This is a genomic window from Streptomyces sp. NPDC017202 (genome assembly GCF_044331705.1).
Taxonomy (GTDB): domain Bacteria; phylum Actinomycetota; class Actinomycetes; order Streptomycetales; family Streptomycetaceae; genus Streptomyces.
The window spans coordinates 35310-54178 of the sequence record NZ_JBIRNP010000008.1 but is presented as its reverse complement, the minus strand read 5'-3'; the positions used below and the strand labels follow the sequence as shown (position 1 = coordinate 54178).

The 18869-nt window shown below is 71.2% G+C and carries 15 protein-coding genes and 2 pseudogenes; 10 read left to right on the top strand and 7 right to left on the bottom strand.

The window, feature by feature from the left end:
• Positions 1-591 precede the first annotated feature (591 nt).
• The 3 genes from ACH4N1_RS17505 to ACH4N1_RS17495 form a co-directional block, all read right to left on the bottom strand.
• Positions 592-1440 (bottom strand): carbohydrate ABC transporter permease, encoded by an 849-nt coding sequence (locus ACH4N1_RS17505; protein ID WP_398098003.1) that lies wholly within the window; start codon positions 1438-1440, stop codon positions 592-594.
• Positions 1437-2396 carry a carbohydrate ABC transporter permease gene (locus ACH4N1_RS17500; protein WP_398098001.1) on the bottom strand — a complete coding sequence of 320 codons (960 nt, stop codon included), beginning with the start codon at positions 2394-2396 and terminating at the stop codon, positions 1437-1439. Before ACH4N1_RS17500 ends, ACH4N1_RS17505 begins: the two co-directional genes overlap by 4 nt.
• 98 nt (positions 2397-2494) lie before the next feature.
• Positions 2495-3814, bottom strand: a complete 1320-nt coding sequence (locus ACH4N1_RS17495) for an ABC transporter substrate-binding protein (protein WP_398097999.1) — start codon at positions 3812-3814, stop codon at positions 2495-2497.
• Positions 3815-4084: 270 nt separating this feature from the next.
• Here ACH4N1_RS17495 and ACH4N1_RS17490 point away from each other — a divergent pair, with 270 nt between their 5' ends.
• Both ACH4N1_RS17490 and ACH4N1_RS17485 read left to right on the top strand, forming a co-directional pair.
• Positions 4085-6541, top strand: coding sequence for a glycoside hydrolase family 2 protein (locus tag ACH4N1_RS17490; RefSeq protein WP_398097998.1), 2457 nt, complete (start codon positions 4085-4087; stop codon positions 6539-6541).
• Positions 6538-7575 carry a LacI family DNA-binding transcriptional regulator gene (locus tag ACH4N1_RS17485; protein ID WP_398097996.1) on the top strand — a complete coding sequence of 346 codons (1038 nt, stop codon included), beginning with the start codon at positions 6538-6540 and terminating at the stop codon, positions 7573-7575. Before ACH4N1_RS17490 ends, ACH4N1_RS17485 begins: the two co-directional genes overlap by 4 nt.
• Positions 7576-7641: 66 nt before the next feature.
• Here the strand turns inward: ACH4N1_RS17485 and ACH4N1_RS17480 are convergent, their stop codons facing one another.
• Positions 7642-8988 (bottom strand): cellulase family glycosylhydrolase, encoded by a 1347-nt coding sequence (locus tag ACH4N1_RS17480; protein ID WP_398097995.1) that lies wholly within the window; start codon positions 8986-8988, stop codon positions 7642-7644.
• Between the two features lie 414 nt (positions 8989-9402).
• Here ACH4N1_RS17480 and ACH4N1_RS17475 point away from each other — a divergent pair, with 414 nt between their 5' ends.
• From ACH4N1_RS17475 to ACH4N1_RS17460, 4 genes are all read left to right on the top strand, one after another.
• Positions 9403-9705: an ArsR/SmtB family transcription factor gene (locus ACH4N1_RS17475; RefSeq protein WP_398097993.1), complete on the top strand. Its 303-nt coding sequence runs from the start codon at positions 9403-9405 to the stop codon at positions 9703-9705.
• Complete coding sequence (locus ACH4N1_RS17470) at positions 9702-10094, top strand: VOC family protein (RefSeq protein ID WP_398097991.1); 393 nt, start codon at positions 9702-9704, stop codon at positions 10092-10094. Before ACH4N1_RS17475 ends, ACH4N1_RS17470 begins: the two co-directional genes overlap by 4 nt.
• A 243-nt stretch (positions 10095-10337) precedes the next feature.
• Positions 10338-10829 (top strand): hemerythrin domain-containing protein, encoded by a 492-nt coding sequence (locus ACH4N1_RS17465; protein ID WP_398097990.1) that lies wholly within the window; start codon positions 10338-10340, stop codon positions 10827-10829.
• A 447-nt stretch (positions 10830-11276) separates the two neighbouring features.
• Entirely contained in the window at positions 11277-11762 is a 486-nt protein-coding gene (locus ACH4N1_RS17460) for a VOC family protein (RefSeq protein ID WP_398097988.1), read from the top strand.
• A 308-nt stretch (positions 11763-12070) separates the two neighbouring features.
• Here the strand turns inward: ACH4N1_RS17460 and ACH4N1_RS17455 are convergent.
• A pseudogene (locus tag ACH4N1_RS17455) lies at positions 12071-12202 on the bottom strand (TetR/AcrR family transcriptional regulator); the annotation flags it as partial.
• Positions 12203-12362: 160 nt separating this feature from the next.
• On the opposite strand from ACH4N1_RS17455, the gene ACH4N1_RS17450 reads away from it, so the two are divergent.
• From ACH4N1_RS17450 to ACH4N1_RS17435, 4 genes are all read left to right on the top strand, one after another.
• Positions 12363-13277 carry an NADP-dependent oxidoreductase gene (locus ACH4N1_RS17450; protein WP_398097987.1) on the top strand — a complete coding sequence of 305 codons (915 nt, stop codon included), beginning with the start codon at positions 12363-12365 and terminating at the stop codon, positions 13275-13277.
• Positions 13278-13311: 34 nt separating this feature from the next.
• Entirely contained in the window at positions 13312-13791 is a 480-nt protein-coding gene (locus ACH4N1_RS17445) for a MarR family winged helix-turn-helix transcriptional regulator (RefSeq protein WP_398097985.1), read from the top strand.
• Positions 13792-14123: 332 nt separating this feature from the next.
• Entirely contained in the window at positions 14124-15209 is a 1086-nt protein-coding gene (locus ACH4N1_RS17440; RefSeq protein ID WP_398097983.1) for an alkene reductase, read from the top strand.
• 143 nt (positions 15210-15352) lie between these two features.
• Entirely contained in the window at positions 15353-15886 is a 534-nt protein-coding gene (locus ACH4N1_RS17435; RefSeq protein WP_398097981.1) for a GNAT family N-acetyltransferase, read from the top strand.
• 650 nt (positions 15887-16536) lie between these two features.
• Here the strand turns inward: ACH4N1_RS17435 and ACH4N1_RS17430 are convergent.
• Both ACH4N1_RS17430 and ACH4N1_RS17425 read right to left on the bottom strand, forming a co-directional pair.
• Positions 16537-16935, bottom strand: a pseudogene (locus ACH4N1_RS17430) (zinc-binding dehydrogenase); the annotation flags it as partial.
• Positions 16936-17794: 859 nt separating this feature from the next.
• A complete protein-coding gene (locus tag ACH4N1_RS17425; protein ID WP_398097980.1) occupies positions 17795-18556 on the bottom strand; it encodes an isocitrate lyase/phosphoenolpyruvate mutase family protein in 762 nt (253 codons plus the stop codon).
• Between the last annotated feature and the right edge of the window lie 313 nt (positions 18557-18869).

The window sequence follows — 18869 nt, the reverse complement described above, 5'->3', positions numbered from 1 at the left end:
ACTCCCTCCCGGCCGGTCACGGACGCCGCGTACGCGCGTAATCCGGAGCCCGGCGGAGAGCGGATTGGCCGAGGGGTGTTCTTCCCACGATCCGGTGAACACCGTCGTCCCAGCCGATCCGGTGCATACCGTCGTCCCAGCCGATCCGGTGCATACCGTCGTCCCAGCGCGGCGGGACGGGGCGGTCGTGGACGTCGTCGGGAGTGACGATCCCGGTGACGGCCCGGGCGATCGGCGGGGACGGTTCCCGGCCCTCGTACGCGCTGTCGGTGTGGAGCGGGAGGACGAGCGTGGCCTTCCGCGCGGGCAGGTCGACCGTGACAGCCGGCGGGAGGGGTGACGTCGCATGCCAGGACGCTTCCTCCGGGTCAGGGGAAGGCGCGGCTGCGTCACCACCGAGGCTCTCGGGCGCGGTCCCCGCGCGGCACGCGTACGGGCGAGCCCACCCGCTCGGGGCCACGCGGCCCGTCCGGAACGGCCCCGGCCCCCCGGTCCGTCCGCCTGAGCGGGTGACCGAGGGGCGTCGTCCCGTGCGACCCGGCGGGCGGAGCGGTACCCCGGCTCCGCGGCCGCCGTCCGCGGAGCCGGGGGTCACTTGGTCGCCCCCTGCGAGAACCCGTTGTAGATGTAGCGCTGGAGGAAGAGGAACACGAGCAGGGTCGGGACGATGACCAGGATCGTGCCGGCCGAGATGTTCTCCCAGTGCGCGCCGAAGGGGCCCTTGAAGCGGAACAGCGCGGTGGAGATGGTGCCCAGGTCCTCCGACGGCATGTAGAGGAAGGGGATGTAGAAGTCGTTGTAGACGGTGATCCCCTTGATGATCACGACCGTGGCGATCGCCGGTTTGAGCAGCGGCAGGATGATCTTCCAGTAGATGGTGAGGGAGTTCGCCCCGTCCAGGCGCGCGGCCTCGTCGAGGGAGACCGGGATGCCCCGGATGAACTGCAGGAAGACGTAGACCGAGACGATGTCCGTCCCCATGTAGAGCAGGACCGGCGCCCACAGGCTGTTGAACAGGCCGAAGCTGTTGACCACCTGGAAGGTGGCGACCTGGGTGGTGACCCCGGGCACCAGGGTCGCGATCAGGAACAGGGCCATGACCGGCTTCTTGGCGCGGAAGGCGAAGCGGTCGACGGCGTAGGCCGTCATCGATCCGATGAGGACCGTTCCGGTGATCGAGAAGAGCAGGATGAACGCGGTGTTCGCGAAGGCGGACAGCATGTGGCCGTCGGTGAAGGCCGTGGCGTAGTTGCCGAAGTTGAGCCAGTCGCGCGGCAGCGTCAGGGCACCGCCGTCGGCGACCTCCTTCGACGTCTTCAGCGAGGTCAGGAAGACGACGACGAGCGGGACCAGCACGATCAGGGAGGCGACGACCAGCGACAGGTAGGTCAGCGCCGGAGCGATCCGGCGACGGCGTGCGGCGGGCGGCGAAGCGGTCATACGAGGTCCACCTTCTCGTCGGGCACGAGGCGGCGCTGGATCCAGGTGACCAGCAGGATGATCAGGAGCAGGACGACGGCGGCGGCGGACGCCAGGCCCGTCTTGTTGAACTGGAAGGCGAGCTTGACCGTCTGGATGACGAAGGTCGAGGTGCCGGTCGCGCCGCCGGTCATGATGTACGGGATCTCGAAGACGGACAGCGACCCCGAGACGGCCAGGATGACGCTGAGGCTGACGACCGGTCGGATGCCCGGGGCGATGATGTGGCGGAACTGCTGCCACCGGGAGGCCCCGTCCAGCTGGGCCGCCTCGTACAGTTCGGCCGGGATCGACTGGATCGCGCCCAGGAACAGCACGAAGTTGAGCCCGGTGAAGCGCCAGACGGACACCCCGGCCAGCGAGGTGTTCGCCGAGGCGGGGTCGCCGAGCCACGCGTGGTCGGAGCCGGCGCCGAAGAAGGACAGCACCGAGTCCAGCGTGCCGCCGTCCTGGAAGAAGTAGAGGAAGACGAAGCCGATGGCCACGCCGTTGACCAGGTAGGGGAAGAACAGGATGCCCTTGAAGAGGTTCCGCAGGCGCAGGTCGAAGCTGAGGACGGTCGCGAAGTACAGGGCGATCACGATCTGCACGGCGGAGGCCGCGAGGTAGTAGAAGCTGACGAAGAACACCCGGAACAGTTCGGGCCGGGTGAAGATCTGACGGTAGTTGTCGAAGCCCGTGAAGTCGCGGTCCGGGCTGACGCCGTCCCAGTCGGTGAAGCTGTAGAAGATCATGTTGCCCACGGGCACGTAGGTGAACGTGATCAGCAGGGCCAGCGGGGCGGCGAGGAAGAACCACGGGGTGAGGTGGCGCAGCAGCGGGGGGCCGCCGCGGGGCGACGGGCGGCGTGGCCTGCCGGGGTGCGGGGTGGCGGCGCGCGGCACTTTCGCGGGTGCCGTCTCGGTCGTCTCGGGCATGTCGGGCCTTTCGTCGTCCGCTGGTCTGCGGCGGGCGGCCGGCCCCGTCCGTCGGTCCGGGCGGGGCCGGTTGCGGTGGGGGGAGGGGCCGGCCGGGGTCAGGAGCCGACGGTGCCGGCCGCCTCGTTCCACCGCTTGTCGAGGTCGGCGAAGAAGTCCTCCAGGTCGCCCTTCTGCGCGCCGCGGGCGATGTCGACCAGCTTCTGCCGGTAGTCCGGCTTGTTGAGGCCGATCTCGGCCGCGTTGTCGATCGCGTTCACCTCGCCGGTCTTCGCCTCGGAGCGCTCCAGGAAGGTGACATCGTTGTCAACGAAGTCCTGGAGCGTGCTCGGCATCGCGGCGGACTTCAGCGCGGAGACGGCGCCCTCCTTCGCCGCGAAGCCGGACTTCTCCGCGAACCAGTCGATCCAGGCCCGTGCGGCGGCCTTGTGCTCGGAGTGGGCGTTGACCGCCTGCTGGTAGTCGGAGCCGAGCACGGCGCAGTACGTGCCGTCCTTCTGCGCGGGGAAGGGCATGAAGCCGATGTCGTCCGGGTCGGTGCCGGCCTGCCGGGCGGCGTCACGCATCTGGGTGATGGCCCAGGAGCCCAGCTGCATGGTGGCGATCTCGCCCTTGGCGATCATGCCCTTGGACGCCTCCCAGTTGGTGGTGCTGGGGTCCTTCTCCGACAGACCGGACTCGACGATGTCGTGGAGGAGCGAGTCGATCGTGTGCAGCTCGCCGCCCTTCTTCCAGGGCGACACCGCGCCGGCCAGCTTGTCGTTGGCCCGGGCGTCACAGGTGACCGAGCCGATGTCGTTGCTCCACGCGGTCAGCGGCCAGCCGTCCTTGAAGTTCGTGTAGTACGGCACCGCGTCCGTTCTCGACCTGATCGCCTTCAGGGCGTCGACGAACTCCCGCGGTGTGGTGGGCCAGGCGGTGACGCCCGCCTTCTTCCACACGGCCTTGTTGTAGAGGAACCCGTTCGCGGTGCCGAAGGTGGTGATGCCGTAGGTCTTGCCGCCGACGTCGGCCCGGTCGCCGAAGCGGTACTTGGCGCCCAGCTCCGCGCTGCTGCCCAGTGGGGCGAAGAACTTCGGGTAGTCGTTCTTGGCGATGGCGGCCGGGATCATCAGGACGTCACCGTAGTCCTCGGTGTTCATCCGGATCTTGACCTCGCCCTCGTAGTCGGTGAGGGCCTCGAACTTCACCTTCACCTTGGGGTAGGTCTTGTTGAACTCGGCGGCGTACTCGTCCATCGTCCCGTTCTGGACGAGGTCGGTGCGGTGCGTCAGGACCTTGATGGTGCCGGAGGCGTCGGCGGGATCGGCGGGCGCCTCCGCCGCCTCACCGGAGGCCGTGCCCTGGCCACTGCAGCCGGCGACGGTCAGGACCGTGGCGGCCAGAAACGCTCCCGTGAGCGACTTCTTCTTCCCCAATGTGCCCAGCTCCTTCAGGATTGCGGCTCAGCGCTGCGGGTGGGATGTGGGCACTATGGCAGCCGCCGATTAACCGGTAAAGCTAGGATTTCCCGCACGATACGCAATCGTTACCGTGGGTGGTGTGCGGCCGATGTTGACGTGCGATGCGTTACGGGCAGAGATCGCGGGGAAGACTAGACCGGTTTATGGACAGCCGTTGATCAGCCGGTTAGGTTGTCGGCCGTTGTCCCTCCACCGGGGCCCGAGTCAGGCGATTGGAGCCGCACCATGAAGGACGTCACCCAGCTCACGGAAGGCTGGAGCCTGCGCCACGGACGGGAACTGCTGGAGGCCACGGTGCCCGGCTGCGTCCACACCGACCTGCTGGCCGCCGGCGTCATCCCCGACCCGTTCGCCGGACTCAACGAGACGGAGGTCGCCTGGGTCGGCCGTCGTGCCTGGACCTACGTCCGTGATCTCGCGGATCTCGCGGATCCCACCCACGACGGCGCGCACGAGCGCACCGACCTGGTCCTCGACGGCCTCGACACGGCCGCACACCTCACCCTCGGCGGCCGCCCGGTCGGCACGACCCGCAACATGCACCGCCGTCACCGGTTCGACGTCACCGGCCGCACCGGGCTACTGGAGATCCGTTTCGCCTCCGCCTACGACGAGGCCGCGGCCGTCCGCGCCGTCACCGGGGAGCGGCCCAACGTCTACCCGGAGCCGTCGCAGTACATCCGCAAGATGGCCTGCAGCTTCGGCTGGGACTGGGGACCCACCCTGGTGACCGCCGGCATCTGGCGGCCCGTGCGACTCGAGCACTGGTCCACCGCCCGCATCGCCGGCGTGCGCCCGCTCGTCACCGTCGACGAGGGCACCGGCCGGGTGGAGGTGCGGCTGGAGGTCGAGCGCACCGCGCGGGGGCGGGGGCGCACCCTGCGCGCCGAGGCCCGGCTGGCCGGCGCCCGCGCCGAGGCCGTCCTGACCGGCGACGAGGCGGTACTGCACCTGGAGGTGCCCGATGCGCGCCTGTGGTGGCCCCGCGGATACGGCGAACAGCCCCTGTACGACCTCCACCTCGCCCTGAGCGACGACGAGGGCGCTCCGCTGGACACCTGGCACCGCCGGCTCGGCTTCCGCACGGTCGCGCTCGACCGCTCGGCCGACGAGCACGGCACCGGCTTCACCCTCGTCGTCAACGGCGTGCGGATCTTCGCCCGCGGCGTCAACTGGATCCCCGATGACGCCTTCCCCTCCCGGATCACCCCGGAGCGCTACCGGACCCGGCTCACCCAGGCCGCCGAGGCCAACGTCGACCTGGTGCGGGTCTGGGGCGGCGGCATCTACGAGGACGACGCCTTCTACGACGCCTGCGACGAGCTGGGACTGATGGTCTGGCAGGACTTCCTCTTCGCCTGCTCCGCCTACCCGGAGGAACAGCCGCTGCGCGGCGAGGTGGAGGCGGAGGCGCGCGACAACGTTGTCCGGCTCATGCCGCACCCCTCCCTGGTCCTGTGGAACGGCAACAACGAGAACCTGTGGGGCTTTCGCGACTGGGGCTGGGAGGACGTGCTCGCCGGCGACTCCTGGGGCGAGGGCTACTACCTCGGCCTGCTGCCCCGCGTCGTGGCCGAACTCGACCCGACCCGCCCCTACACCGCCGGCAGCCCCTGGTCCGGCTCCTGGGACCACCACCCCAACGACCCCGCCCACGGCACCCACCACTCCTGGGAGGTGTGGAACCGTCAGGACTACGCCGAGTACCGGGCGAGCGTCCCCCGGTTCGTGGCGGAGTTCGGCTGGCAGGCGCCGCCCGCGCAGGCCACCCTGCGGCGTGCCCTGCCCGGTGAGCGGCTCGCCCCCGACTCGCCGGGCATGCTCCACCACCAGAAGGCCGAGGACGGCAACGGCAAGCTCGACCGCGGCGTCGCCCGCCACTTCCCGCTGCCCGAGGGCGACTTCGACCGCTGGCACTACCTGACCCAGCTCGTGCAGGCCCGGGCGGTCGCGGCCGGCATCGAGTACTGGCGCTCGCACTGGCCCGTCTGCGCGGGCACGATCGTCTGGCAGCTCAACGACTGCTGGCCCGTCACCTCCTGGGCCGCCGTCGACAGCGACGGCCGCCCCAAGCCCCTCTACCACGAGCTGCGCCGGGTCTACGCCGACCGGCTCCTGACCCTGCAGCCCGGCACCGACGGCCCGGTGCTCGCCGCGGTCAACCAGGCCGCCGAGCCCTGGCCGACGGCGGTGACGCTGCGCCGGTGGCGGGCGGACGGAACCCTGATCCACGAGGACGTCCTCGACGTGACCGTCGGGCCCCGCTCGGTCGTCCGGCTCCCGGTGCCCCGCGACCTCGTCCCGGACGCGCGGTCGGCGAAGGAGTTCCTGGTCGCCGACGCGGGGTCGTCCCCCCGCCCGGGCGAGGCCGAGGGCGGGGGAGGACTGCGCGCCCTGCACTTCCCCGTCGCCGACAAGGACTTCGCCTACCCGCGGCCCGTCTACGACGTCGGCGTGGAACCCGTTCCCGGACAGCGGGATAGAGTCGACGTCGTGGTGAGCGCCCGTACCCTCGTCCGAGACCTCCTGCTCCAGGCCGACCGGCTCGGCCCGGCCGCCGTCGGCGACCGGGGCCTTGAGACCCTGCTGCCCGGCGAACACGTGCGGATCCGGGTCACCGGCTGCGGCCGCGTCGACGTACAGGACGTCCGGGCCGCCCTGCACTGCGTGGACGTGACGTGAACAGCTCGACGGACCGCGTCACCATCAAGGACGTCGCCGCCCGGGCCGGGGTGTCCAAGGGCGCGGTGTCGCTGGCGTTCAACCACAAACCCGGAGTCTCCGCGGCCACCCGCGAGCGGATCTTCGAGGCGGCCCGGGAACTGGGCTGGGCCCCCAGCGCCACCGCGCGCAACCTGTCCAACCAGCGGGTGGACGTCGTCGGGCTCGCGCTGTGCCGGCCCGCCCGGCTGCTCGGCCTCGAACCGTTCTACATGGAGTTCATCTCCGGCATCGAGAGCGTCCTGGCGGAGCGGTCGTGCTCGCTGCTGCTGCGGCTGGTGCGCGACCTCGACGAGGAGGTCGCCGTCCACAAGGCGTGGTGGGGCGGCCGGATGATCGCCGGGGCGATCCTGGTGGACCTCCGCGAGGACGATCCCCGGCTGCCCGCCCTCAAGGGGATCGGGCTGCCGGCCGTGGCCGTCGGCCACCCCTCCCTCACCGGTCCGTTCCCGGCGGTGTGGACCGACGACGCCTCCGCGGTCGGCGAGGCCGTCCGCTACCTGGCGGCGCTCGGCCACCGCCGGATCGCCCGCGTCGGCGGCCCGGCCGACCTCGGCCACAGCGCCATCCGCACGCGGGCGTTCGCGGCCACCATGCGCGAACTCGGGCTGGAGGAGGCCCGGCAGATCGCCACGGGCTTCGAGGAGAAGGAGGGCGCCCGCGCCACCCGCTCGCTGCTGCTCGCCGCCGACCGGCCCACCGCCATCGTCTACGACAACGACATCATGGCGGTCGCGGGCGCGGGCGTCGCCGCCGAGATGGGCTTCACCGTCCCCGACGAGCTGTCGCTGGTCGCCTGGGACGACTCCCAGCTGTGCCGCATCACCCACCCGACGCTGTCGGCGATGAGCCACGACGTGCACCATTTCGGAGCGGAGGTGGCACGGGTCCTGTTCGACGTGATCAACGGGACGCGGACCGGTCCGCACCAGGCGCCGACGCCCACGCTGACACCACGGGGCTCCACCGCCCGGGCGCCCAGGGCGGGCGGGTAGTCCGGCGAACGCGCGCAGGGCCGCTCCACCGGGGGACGCGACCCTGCGCCTGTCGGCCCGAGGCCGTCAACTCGTGGTGCAGGTGCTGCCGTTGAGGGCGAACGACGCGGGAACGCCGTTGGTTCCCGCGGTGGAGGAGCCGGTGAAGCCGAAGCTCACCGTGCCGCCGGCCGGGATCGTCTCCGTCCAGGACTCGTGGGTGGCCCGCACCTGGCGCCCCTGCTGGGTCGCCCGGGCGTTCCAGGCGTGGCCGATCCTCTGCTCGCCGGGGAAGGCGAAGTCGAGCCGCCAGCCCTTGACGGCCGTGGTGCCGGTGTTGCGTACGGTCACGTCCGCGTTGAACGAGCTGCCCCAGTCGCTGAGCCGGTAGCCGACCGCGCAGCTTCCCCCGGTGGAACCGTCGTCCGGGACGGAGCCGAAGACGCCGGCCTCGCGGGCGGTCCGCCTGATGCCGTCGGTGCCGTCGAAGACGCGGCGGCCCCAGCCGGTGAGCCGGGAGGCGTCGAAGCCGGTGGCCATGTCGAGGTACTCGACGCCGCCGCCGTTGCCGCTCCAGGACCAGCCCAGGTAGCCGACGCCGAGTCGCTGGGCGGCGGCCAGGATGGCGTCCTCGTCCGGGTTGCCGTCCGAGTGGTCGTTGCCGAATTCGCCCACCACGACAGGCAGCTTCTGTGAAGTGAACCGGTTCAGGTAGTCGTTCACCTCGGCGGCGGTGTCGAAGACGCCGTACATGTGGATCGAGAAGACGGTGTTGCGTTCGGGGTCGGCCGCGAAAACCTTTCCGGCGTTGTCCCGCATGGTGAAGGACCAGTCCTGGCCCCAGTTGGGCGCGTCGACCATGAGGGTGTGGCCGAAGCCGGCGGCACGCATGCGCGTGATCGCGTTCTGCGTGTCCGAGGTCCACGCCCCGTAGCCGGAATTGCCGTACGGCTCGTTCCCGAGGTTCAGGACGACGTACTTCTCCTGCCCCCGCAGCACGTCCTGGATGCCGATCCAGTAGTCCACGGCGCGGGCGAGGGAGGCCGCCCCGGCCTGCTCGCCGTAGCCGGTGGTGTCGTGCGCCTCCAGGACGCAGATCAGGCGGTCCCGCTTGCACTCGGTGATGATCGCGGCGACGTCGGCGGCGGTGGTCCTGGTCCAGCGGTCCCCCGTGGCGAGGACCACGCGCACCGAGTTGGCGCCCAGCGCCTTGATGTCCTTCAGGGCCTGGGGCGTCCGGGTGGGGTACCAGGCGTGCGCGTGGTTCACGCCGCGCAGGACGAAGTCGTCACCGTTCGCGTCCAGCAGGCGGCCGTCGCCGACGTGGAACCCCGGTGCCGCCCGCGTCTCCGCCTGTGCCGGGGTCGGGGCGGTCAGTAGCGAGGCCGCGACGGCCAGCAGCGCTCCCGCCGCGGTGGCCAGTCCTCTTCTCATTGCTGCTCCCAAAGTCGTCACGGGCGCGGACACGTGTGCTCGCCGAGCCCGGGTGTGCTCCGGTCCGGAAAAGGGGTGCCGCGCGCCTGCCGGGAATCCCGCCGCCCGGAACCGGTGTGCGGCTCGCACCGGGCGGCGGGACGTCGGACGACCGCCGCGGACCCCTGCCCGTTTCCCGTGGTCGGGGTGGAAAGGGCGGCAGGGGCACTCTTTCGTTCGGCGGTCGTGAGAGAGGCTAGAAGGAGACTCGACGCACGACAACCATTCGAGCGAAACCGGTTAAGTTTAGTCGCGGTCAAGTGGGTGCGGAAACTCGGTCCGCGCCGCACCCGTGGGGAGGCGTCGACCGGACCGGGGTGCCGACGCCGGAGTGGCGGCTTGATAGGCAAGTATTTGCTTGCCTATGCTGGAGGCGTGGCCGACGACGTTTTCAAAGCTCTGGCCGACCCCACCCGGCGCGCCATCCTCGACGAGCTCACGGAGAAGTCCGGGCAGACCCTGTTCGAGATCTGCTCGCGACTGACCATGAAGCACCGACTGGGCATCTCACGCCAGGGCGTGTCCCAGCATCTCGCCGTGCTGGAGGCCGCCGGGCTCGTCGGGACCAGGCGGGAGGGCCGCTACAAGTTCCACGACCTGAACACGACGCCGCTGCGGCAGATCGCCGAGCGCTGGCTCGTGCCCGACCCCTCCGGACCGCGGGAGAGCACCCCATGAAGATCCATCTCACCAGCGTCTTCGTCGACGACCAGGCCGAGGCCGAGCGCTTCTACACCGAGGTCCTCGGCTTCGTGAAGAAGTACGACGTCCCGTTGGGCGGGAACGCCCGGTGGCTGACCGTCGTCTCGCCCGACGAGCAGGACGGCACCGAGCTGCTCCTGGAGCCCGCCGGTCATCCGGCCGTCAAGCCCTACCGCGACGCGCTCGTCGGTGACGGCATCCCGCTCGCCCAGTTCGCCGTCGACGACGTGACGGCGGAGTACGAGCGCCTGCGCGACCTCGGCGTCCTCTTCACCCAGGAGCCCCTGGAGATGGGCCCCGTCACCACCGCCGTCTTCGACGACACCTGCGGGAACCTGATCCAGATCGCGACCAGGCCGCAGTAGCCGGCCGGTCCCCGGGCCGGCTGGTTCCCGGCTCGGCTGGTCCCCGGCTCGGCCGGGAGACGGTCCGGGCGATCCGGCTGCCGCACCACGACAGTGCCGACGCCCGCCGGGCTGGTCCTGCCGGCTCGGGGCGGGGCCGTCCGCCGTTCCCGCGCCCCGCCGCGGTGCCGGGAACACTGAAGTCGTCGGGCGGGGGTAGTCGGTTCCGGCAAGGTTCCCTCGCACGAAAGAGAAGCCTGTTCCATGGCCGAGACACGAGACGTCGTCGAACTCATCCTCCGGGACCACCGCCGGATGGAGGACCTCTTCCGCCTGATGCGCAGCGTCGAAGCCGACCGGGCCGCCGCCCTGCGCGAGTTCGCCGATCTGCTGATCGCGCACGCGCTGGCCGAGGAGACGGAGGTGTATCCCGCCCTCAAGCGCTACAAGAAGATCGACGACGACGAGGTCGAGCACGGCGAGGAGGAGCACGAGGAGGGCAACAAGGCGCTCCTCGAACTCCTGGAGGTCGAGGAGGTCGGCTCCGAGGAGTGGGACGAGAAGCTGGAAGCACTGGTGGAGGCGGTCACCCACCACGCCGACGAGGAAGAGCGGACGATCCTCAACGGCGCACGCGAGAACGTCGCCATGGAGCGTCGGGAGGAGCTGGGGGAGGCCTTCCTGGCGGAGCGTGAGCGTCGACTGAAGGCGGGCTGCGGCACGCCGGACAACGTCCGCGGCGTCGTCGGCTCCTGAGCGTCCCCCCGTCGTGGTGCCCTCGGGCCGGGACAGGGGGACCTGAACCGCTCCGGGATCGGTGGAGGCTCTACGCGTTGACTCCACCGGGACTCCACCGGCGGACGCGCGCAGGGGCGCGCCCGGCAGGCCGAAGCCGATACTCCGACGACCAGTTGAGAGACGGGCACCACGGCAAGGCGCAAGGCCACGCCGCCCGGAACGGACGAAGGGCCCGGCGGCGCCTCACGGCGGGCCGGGCCCCTCACCTCGGTGATCGGTCTGGATCCGCCGCCGGTATCCCGGCCCCGCGCCCCCGGTCCGGTACCGCCTCGCCGTCGAAGGCCACAGACCTCGAGGAACGCCGAAGGCGAAGAAGCTCACCGCTTGACCTGAACCAAACTTGAGCTTCTAGGTTCGTTCCAGAGCCGCAGGAATCGACCGCGGTGTCCTTCGAGGAGGTTCGACATGGCCGAGCGCACAGCCCGCATCGAGATTCCCGACCGTTACCGCTATGCCGTGATTCCGCACATCATGGTGGACGACGCTGCCGCGGCGATCGACTTCTACCAGCGGGCTTTCGGCGCCCGTGAGGGCTTCAGGATCGATGCTCCTGGCGGCGGGATTCTGCACGCCGAGATCACCATCGGACGGTCGGCGCTGATGCTGGGCGACGCCAGTGTGGACGAGGCCGAGGCCGGCTCCTTCGCCGCGCCGACCTCACTCGGCGGAGGCACGTCCGTCACGCTGCACGTTTTCGTGCCGGACGTCGACAGCCTGGCGGAGCGCGCGGAGGCTGCCGGCGCGGAGATCCTCCAGCCGCCGAAAAACATGTTCCACGGTGACCGCACCGTCATCCTCAAGGACCCTTCGGGCCACATGTGGGTGTTTCTGACCCACGTGGAAGATGTCTCGGAAGAGGAGCTTCGGCGTCGCCTGGCTGCTGCCGGGTGACCAGGCGCGGTTCTTCGCTCCGGTTCCGCCTCGCCGCGTCGTGGTGATCCGACCGGCTGGGGCGAGGGAGCGCGGGTGCGGCATGACCGGGAGCCGGAAGACCCGATCGAGGTCCGGACAGGAACAGCCGCCTCGACCTGGACCTGCCCATCCGGGCGAGGGCACCCGACCCGCGCACCCCGCAGGGGGGAGCGGTCGAAGTGCCGGCGTGAGACCTGGGTTCCGGTCCTGGCCGGAGCTCGGGCGGCATTGTGTGAGTCTCACCAGGGGGGTGGTGGCGGTCACGAGGGGGATGCGTCGCCTCTGACGGTGCGTGCTGCCGTCGCGATGCGTTCGACGCGCGCCCCGGCGATGCCGTGCCGGGCGCACTCCTCGGTGGCGGCCTCCAGGGTGCGCCGGCAGGTCGCGGCACCTCGCGAGGTCCGGGGCTGTTCCGGCATGCCGCGCGCACGGCCCGGTACCCCGACCTCTCGCGAGCGACGGCACCCGCGAGGGCCACCGCCGAGCAATTACTTGGCTAGCCACACAATTGGTGTTACTTTTATGTGGCTGGCCACGGAAGTGGGCGGCGCGACGAACCCACTTGAGGAGACCCCCGTCATGAAGGCCATTGTTTTCGACGCGTTCGGCGGTACCGAGGTCCTGCACGAGGCGGAGATCGACATTCCCCGGCCCGGCCCCGGCCAGGTCCGGGTGCGGGTACGGGCCGTCGGCGTCAACCCGGTGGACGGCAAGATCCGCTCCGGCGTCATGGAAGCCATCTTCCCCACCACGCTGCCCGCCGTGCCCGGCGGGGAGATCGCCGGTGTGGTCGACGCCGTCGGCGAGGACGTCCACCACCTGAAGGTGGGGGACGAGGTTCTGGGCTGGTCCGACACCGGCTCCTACGCCCAGTACGCCCTGGCGTCCGCGGCCGTCCTCGCGCCCAAGCCGGCCGGCCTGGACTGGACACACGCCGCCGCCCTGCCCGTGGCGAGCGACGGTGCCGAGCGCGTGCTGGACCTGCTCGGCGTCGCCCCGGGTGAGACGCTGCTGATCCACGGAGCGTCCGGCGCGCTGGGCACCATCGCCGTCCAGCTCGCCGTCGCCCGCGGCGCCCGCGTCATCGGCACCGCCGGACCGGCCAACCAGGAGTACGTCACCTCGCTCGGCGCGACCGCGCTGGTCTACGGGGACAACCTGGTCCAGCGCGTCCGCGAGCTCGCCCCCGACGGAGTGGACGCCGTCTTCGACGCCGCGGGCAAGGGCGCACTGGAGGACTCCATCACCTTGCGCGGCGGCACCGACCGGATCGTCACCACCGCCGACTTCCGCGCCCGTGAACTCGGCGTCGTCTTCGCCGAGGGCCCGCAGCGCCGCTCCGCCGCGCGGCTGGCCGAACTGGCCCGGCAGGCCGCCGACGGCACACTGGTGACCACGATCAGCGCCGTCCACCCGCTGGCGGAAGCCGCCAAGGCGCAGCAGGCGAGCGACGGCGGCCACAACCGCGGCAAGATCGTCCTCACCGTCGACTGACCGATCACCCCACTCTTGTGATGAGGGAGCAGCAATGTCCGACACCACCCGGTCGGAGCTACCGGACGCCGCGCGCGACGGTCGATTGAGCTACGCCGTCTTCCAGCTCGCCCGCGCCCACCGCGGCCACGCCGCCGCCATGCTGCGCGCCCTGAACCTGCACCCGGGACAGGAACTGCTGCTGATGCAGCTCTTCGACCGCGACGGCCAGACACAGACGGAACTGCTGGAGCGGGTCGGCCTCGACCACTCCACCGTCTCCAAGTCACTGCGCCGCATGCAGGAGGCCGGACTGCTCACCCGGGAGCCCGCTCCCCACGACCGGCGGGTCATGGTGGTCCACCTCACCGATGCCGGCCGCGCCCTGCAGGAACCCATCGCCGACATGTGGCGCACCCTGGAGCAGATCTCCGTACGCGATCTGACCCCTGAACAGGTCGAGATGTTCACCACGTGCGCGCACACCATCGAGAAGTCCGTCAGGGACCACAGCCGGCAGGCACCTGCCGAGTAGTCGGGCACGGCCGAGCTGCCCGCTCGCCAGGCACACCGCTCCATCCCCGCGCACGGCGAGGGCGCCCCGAGGGCGGTCCTCGCCGCCCGGGGCGACGAGAACCCTCCGCGGACGCCTCGACGCCGCGTACGAGTGGCGCACCGCCGCGGCGGTCGAGGAACGCACGGATAAGCGCGTCGGCGCACCGCAGGCCCGCCGGCCCCGCACGGGCGCAGACCTCGCCGACTCGGCCCGGTACGAGAACTGCCCGTGGTGCGGCCGCGCCGCGTTCGGCCTCTTCTTCTTTTCCGACCATTCATGACAGCACCATTCATGACAGCTGGGAGATTTCCATGACGAACGCATTCGCCCCCATCGAGATGGGCGGCCGGTCGCTGGCCAACCGCATCGTGATGGCGCCGATGACCCGCAGCCGGGCCTACGGGCACGGTGCCACCGCGACCGATCTGATGGCGACCTACTACAGTCAGCGAGCGAGCGCCGGCCTCATCGTCACCGAAGGCATACAGCCCTCGCCGGTCGGCCAGGGATACCCCGACACGCCGGGCCTGCACTCCGCGGACCAGGTGGCCGCCTGGCGCAAGGTCACCGACGCCGTCCACGCCGAGGGCGGGGTGATCTTCGCGCAGCTGATGCACACCGGCCGCATCGGCCATCCCAGCCTGCTTCCCGACGGTCTGCACCCCGTCGCCCCCTCGCCCGTCGCGGCGAAGGGCCAGGTGTTCACCCACCAAGGCCCGATGGACTTCGTCGCCCCGCACGAACTGGACGCCGATGCGATCGCCCGCACCGTCGCCGACTTCGCCGACGCGGCACGCAACGCGATCGCCGCCGGCTTCGACGGGGTGGAGGTCCATGGCGCGAACGGCTACCTGATCCACCAGTTCCTCGCACCCGACACCAACCGGCGCACCGACGACTGGGGCGGCGACGTCACCGGCCGGGTCCGCTTCGGCCTGGAAGTGGCCGCCGCCGTCGCGGGAGCGATCGGCGGCCACCGCACCGGCTTCCGCATCTCGCCCGGCAACCCCTACAACGACATCGCCGAGACGGACGCCGCGGACGTGGAGAACACCTACACCACCCTGGTCCGCCGGCTCGGCGATCTGAACCTCGCCTATCTGCACATGATCGAAGGAGCCGACCGGGCACTGACCACGCGCCTGCGCAAGACCTGGCCCTCGATGTTCGTCCTCAACCCGCTCACCCACCCCGAGCCCACCGGCCCCGACGCCCTCACCCTCGTCCAGGACGGCACCGCGGACCTGATCGCCTTCGGCGCGCTGTTCCTCGCCAACCCCGACCTGCCCGCCCGCCTGGCCGCCCAGGGTCCCTACAACACCCCCGACCCCTCCACCTTCTACGGCGGTGACCACCACGGATACACCGACTACCCGTCCTTGCAGGGCACGTCCTGAACGCGGGAGGGGCTCTCGCGCCGGCCGGCTGCCGACCGGCTCGGCCGCGGGAGAGGCGTCCGGTGGGAAACCGCCGGCGTGACACCGCACAGCACGTGAGGATCGACCACCGGTGTCCAGCACTCAGCGGAAGGGGAAGCGGCATGGCCGGTCGGGTGGAAGTGCTGCAGGTGGACGAGGGAAACCTCGAAGAACTCCTCGCGGTGGCCGTCGAGGACGCAGCGCCCGAAGAGGTCATGCCTCCCGTGGCCGGTCCACCGGGATGGACGACGGAACGACAGGAAGCCTTCCGCACCTGGCACCGGGCTCGCTGCCCCGGACTTGCCGGCCCGCTGCGCGAGTCCACGTTCGCGATCACCCACGACGGGAGAATCGTGGGGTCGGCCCGTCTGGCTCTCCGCGCCGGCCACGACGTCCTCGAAACCGGCATGTGGCTCGGTCGGTCACATCGCGGCCGCGGAATCGGCACCGCCACTCTCCGCGTCCTCCTCGGCGAAGCCGCGAGAGCCGGTGCACGGGCCGTGGTCGCGGACACCGAAGCTCACAACACGGCGGCACTCGGCGCCTTGCGCCGCAACGGGGCGACGCTCACCGCGAGCCAGGACACCGTCGGTATCCACGCTGAGCTGTCACCGAAGGAGATGCCGCCGCCCGCACCCTCCACCACGGACCCGTGAGGTCCGGACAGCACCACGCGATGGTCTTGCCCGGCTGCCTCTCGTCGGCGGCCTCCTCTCGTCGGCGGCCTCCACTCGTCGGCGGCCTCCACGACCTGCGCCACCGACGTCGTGTCCCGAGACGACCAGGCCGCCTCCACCCCTTCGACCCGGCGCGGACGACGGACCGGTCAGGCCGCGCTCCGGTCGTTGTAGTGGCGGACGATCTCGTCGAACGCGGCGCGGCCGGCGTCGTCGAGGCGGTAGGTGTCGCGGCGGGGCAGGGGCGGGCGGGTGCAGCCCGGTCCGTGGACCCGGCCGTCGGAGTGTTTCCAGAACGGGCAGCACGGCGTGAGCGGCCGGACCTGCTCGCCGGCCGCCAGCCGTGCCGCGCGCTGTGCCTCGGCCCGCGCGCGGTGGTGTGCGCACCGGCATACCGCGTCGGCGGCGAGCAGGCTGGGCGCGGCCCAGGCGACGAGGATGCCGAGCAGCCACTCGTGGTGGACGAGGAGCCAGGCCGCGGCGGCCAGTTCGGTGAGGGCGAGGATGCGGCAGGCGCGGGCGAGGGCGAGGTGTCGGGTCACGGCTGGCTCCCGGTGGGTGGGCTGTTCCTGGTGCAGTTGCGGATGCCCCGTCCGGCCCGCGTCAGCCCGTCGGCCCGCGTCAGCCCCCGTGACGCCCGGCTTCGCGGTCTCTTCCTTGCCGAAATCCCCGGGGAGGACAGGGAATTGGGCGCCGCCGGCCTTGAGTGTGCGCAGGAGGCGTTTGCTGCCGGGGCCGCCGACGGTGTCGACGACGAGGTCGACGTCGCGCACGAGTTCCTCGGGACGGCTCGTGGTGTGGTCGATGAACCGGTCGGCGTCGAGCCCGCGCAGGAACGGTTCGTGCGCGCCGGACGCCACCGCGACGACACGCGCGCCCTTCCACTTCGCCGACTGCAGAGCCATTCGCCGACTGCAGAGCCAAGTGCCCCACGCCGCCCGCGGCACCGGGCGATGCCTCGCCTCCTGGAAGGGCGAGGGATGATCGTGTCCGACCTCGATCAGGAACTGCCACGCCGTCAGCGCCGACGATCCACGACGGCATGGCCTGTCCGTCGACGGCGGCCGCATCCGCGACGGGCGGGAGGTGCGCTTGCTCACCGAGGACGGGCCGGCCGCCGCCGGACCCTAGGTCCTGTCGTCAAATTCCTGCCGTCCGCCTGGAGGGCGGGCTCTGCGGCGTCAGGTGCGTGCTCTCGGCGTGCCGGGCCCTGATCCTCGTACTGGACGTACTCGGGTCAGGGCCCGGTGCGGCGAGAGTGCGTGCATGGCGCCGCGGGGCAGGCGGGAATTTGACGACAGGGCCTAGGGCCTCTCGTTTGGATCATGCCGGGCTCGCGGGGCCTGGCACCGTCCCTCGCCGCGTTGTCGTCGGTCGCCAGGGCTCCGCCATGGCGCCCTCCTTCGCCTTGCGATGAACGGCACCAGGTCCCGCTCCCTGATCCGGCCTGATCCAAACGAAAGACCCGAGTGGGACCGGGGCCCGAGGAGACGGGCGCCTTGCCCGGGAGCGCGGGCCGCTCGAGTTCCTCGCCCGCGATGACGGCCGTCACGACGACCCGCCCGAAGCCGGCCGTCACCTGGTGATGGCCGGTGAACCGGCCGAAGCCTTCGCGGCCGCGTTGCCTGTGCCGGCGCCCCGACGGGATCGGTACGTGACGGAGGGCGTCCTCCCCGCGACGGGCACGTGGAAGTACCCGGCGCGGGGTGTGCGTGGGCGCACACCGGCCTCATCGCCCCGAAGGCGGGGCGGCCGCTGTCGTCCGTCGAGGCCGACGACCGCACCGGGGAAGCCCCGTTCGGCACAGCCGAGTTCGACAAGCGCACGCCTCACTTCCGCCGTGAGGTGAAGGACACCGACGGCCGGCCCCGTCGCTCGATCAGCTCCTCAGGGCGCCCACGGCCCGAGCATGTCCTTCATCGCATCCGTCATCGCGAACTGCAGCAGCGGGCCGTAGGTGATCCGGCCGACGCCGAGGCGGCGGAAGCGCTCACGATCGTGCCTGACGGGATGGGCCGTGGAGTTGACGGGAACGGAGAGGGCGCCGATCACCGCCGTGAGCAGGTCGTCGTCGTCCTGAATACCCACCGGGTAGACGCTGTCGGCGCCGGCCTGCTCCAGGGCCCGCAGTCGCTCGATCGCCTCGTCGAGGACGCCGGAAGCGTCCTTCGCGTGCAGGAAGAGGTCGGTGCGCCCGTTCACCCAGACCGGGACCCCCGCGTCGTCAGCCGCCGCGCGCAGGCCGGCGACGTAGCTCGCGTGCTCCTGCGTGCCGCGCACGCGGCCGCCGTCGGAGTGGACGGTGTCCTCGACGTTGAGACCGACGCCGCCGACCTCGATGAGCCCGGCGACGAGATCCGCGGGCTCCTGTCCGTACCCGGCCTCCAGGTCCACGGACACGGGGACGTCGACCGCCGCGATGATCGGCCTGACGGCGGTGAGCACCTCCTCGAAGGTCTGCCCCTCGTGGTCGTCGGCTCCCCGGGAGTCGGCCAGCGGATGACTGCCGATCGTCAACGCGGGGAACCCTGCGGCGGCTGCCGTCCGCGCGGACCAGGCGTCCCAGACGGTCGGCAGCACGAGCGGCTTGTACTCGGCGTGCAACTGCTTGAGGCGTTGAGCGCGCTCAACAGTGGTGCGAAAGTCCATGTCGAGGACGCTACACCTGGATTGCCACGGACAACGTACCGGCGGGACGGCGCCCGGTGACGGGAAGACGCACTCCCGGTTCCCGTTCTCGCAGGTCGCCCTGGTACAGATGGCGAGGACGCTCGACGCACGGGGTGTTCGGGCCGAGGCCGTCGGCTCCGGATCGGCGAAGCCGAGCGACCCGCCTCGGCCTGTTCGCCACGTCGACCGCCGGTGGGGACGCGGGCCTCGACCGGACGTGGACGGCAACAAGGCCGACACCTACGCCTGCAGCCCCCGCGGGGTGCGCGTCCTGTCGCGGCGACGGAACCGG

Bases quoted from the DNA above. Each gene is read 5' to 3' on its own strand.
- ACH4N1_RS17450 (WP_398097987.1), top strand. From the start codon at position 12,363: ATGAAGGCCATTGTTTTCGACGCGTTCGGCGGTACCGAGGTCCTGCAC.
- ACH4N1_RS17445 (WP_398097985.1), top strand. From the start codon at position 13,312: ATGTCCGACACCACCCGGTCGGAGCTACCGGACGCCGCGCGCGACGGT.
- ACH4N1_RS17470 (WP_398097991.1), top strand. From the start codon at position 9,702: ATGAAGATCCATCTCACCAGCGTCTTCGTCGACGACCAGGCCGAGGCC.
- ACH4N1_RS17460 (WP_398097988.1), top strand. From the start codon at position 11,277: ATGGCCGAGCGCACAGCCCGCATCGAGATTCCCGACCGTTACCGCTAT.
- ACH4N1_RS17435 (WP_398097981.1), top strand. From the start codon at position 15,353: ATGGCCGGTCGGGTGGAAGTGCTGCAGGTGGACGAGGGAAACCTCGAA.
- ACH4N1_RS17490 (WP_398097998.1), top strand. From the start codon at position 4,085: ATGAAGGACGTCACCCAGCTCACGGAAGGCTGGAGCCTGCGCCACGGA.
- ACH4N1_RS17425 (WP_398097980.1), bottom strand. From the start codon at position 18,556: ATGGACTTTCGCACCACTGTTGAGCGCGCTCAACGCCTCAAGCAGTTG.
- ACH4N1_RS17505 (WP_398098003.1), bottom strand. From the start codon at position 1,440: ATGACCGCTTCGCCGCCCGCCGCACGCCGTCGCCGGATCGCTCCGGCG.
- ACH4N1_RS17440 (WP_398097983.1), top strand. From the start codon at position 14,124: ATGACGAACGCATTCGCCCCCATCGAGATGGGCGGCCGGTCGCTGGCC.
- ACH4N1_RS17500 (WP_398098001.1), bottom strand. From the start codon at position 2,396: ATGCCCGAGACGACCGAGACGGCACCCGCGAAAGTGCCGCGCGCCGCC.
- ACH4N1_RS17465 (WP_398097990.1), top strand. From the start codon at position 10,338: ATGGCCGAGACACGAGACGTCGTCGAACTCATCCTCCGGGACCACCGC.
- ACH4N1_RS17480 (WP_398097995.1), bottom strand. From the start codon at position 8,988: ATGAGAAGAGGACTGGCCACCGCGGCGGGAGCGCTGCTGGCCGTCGCG.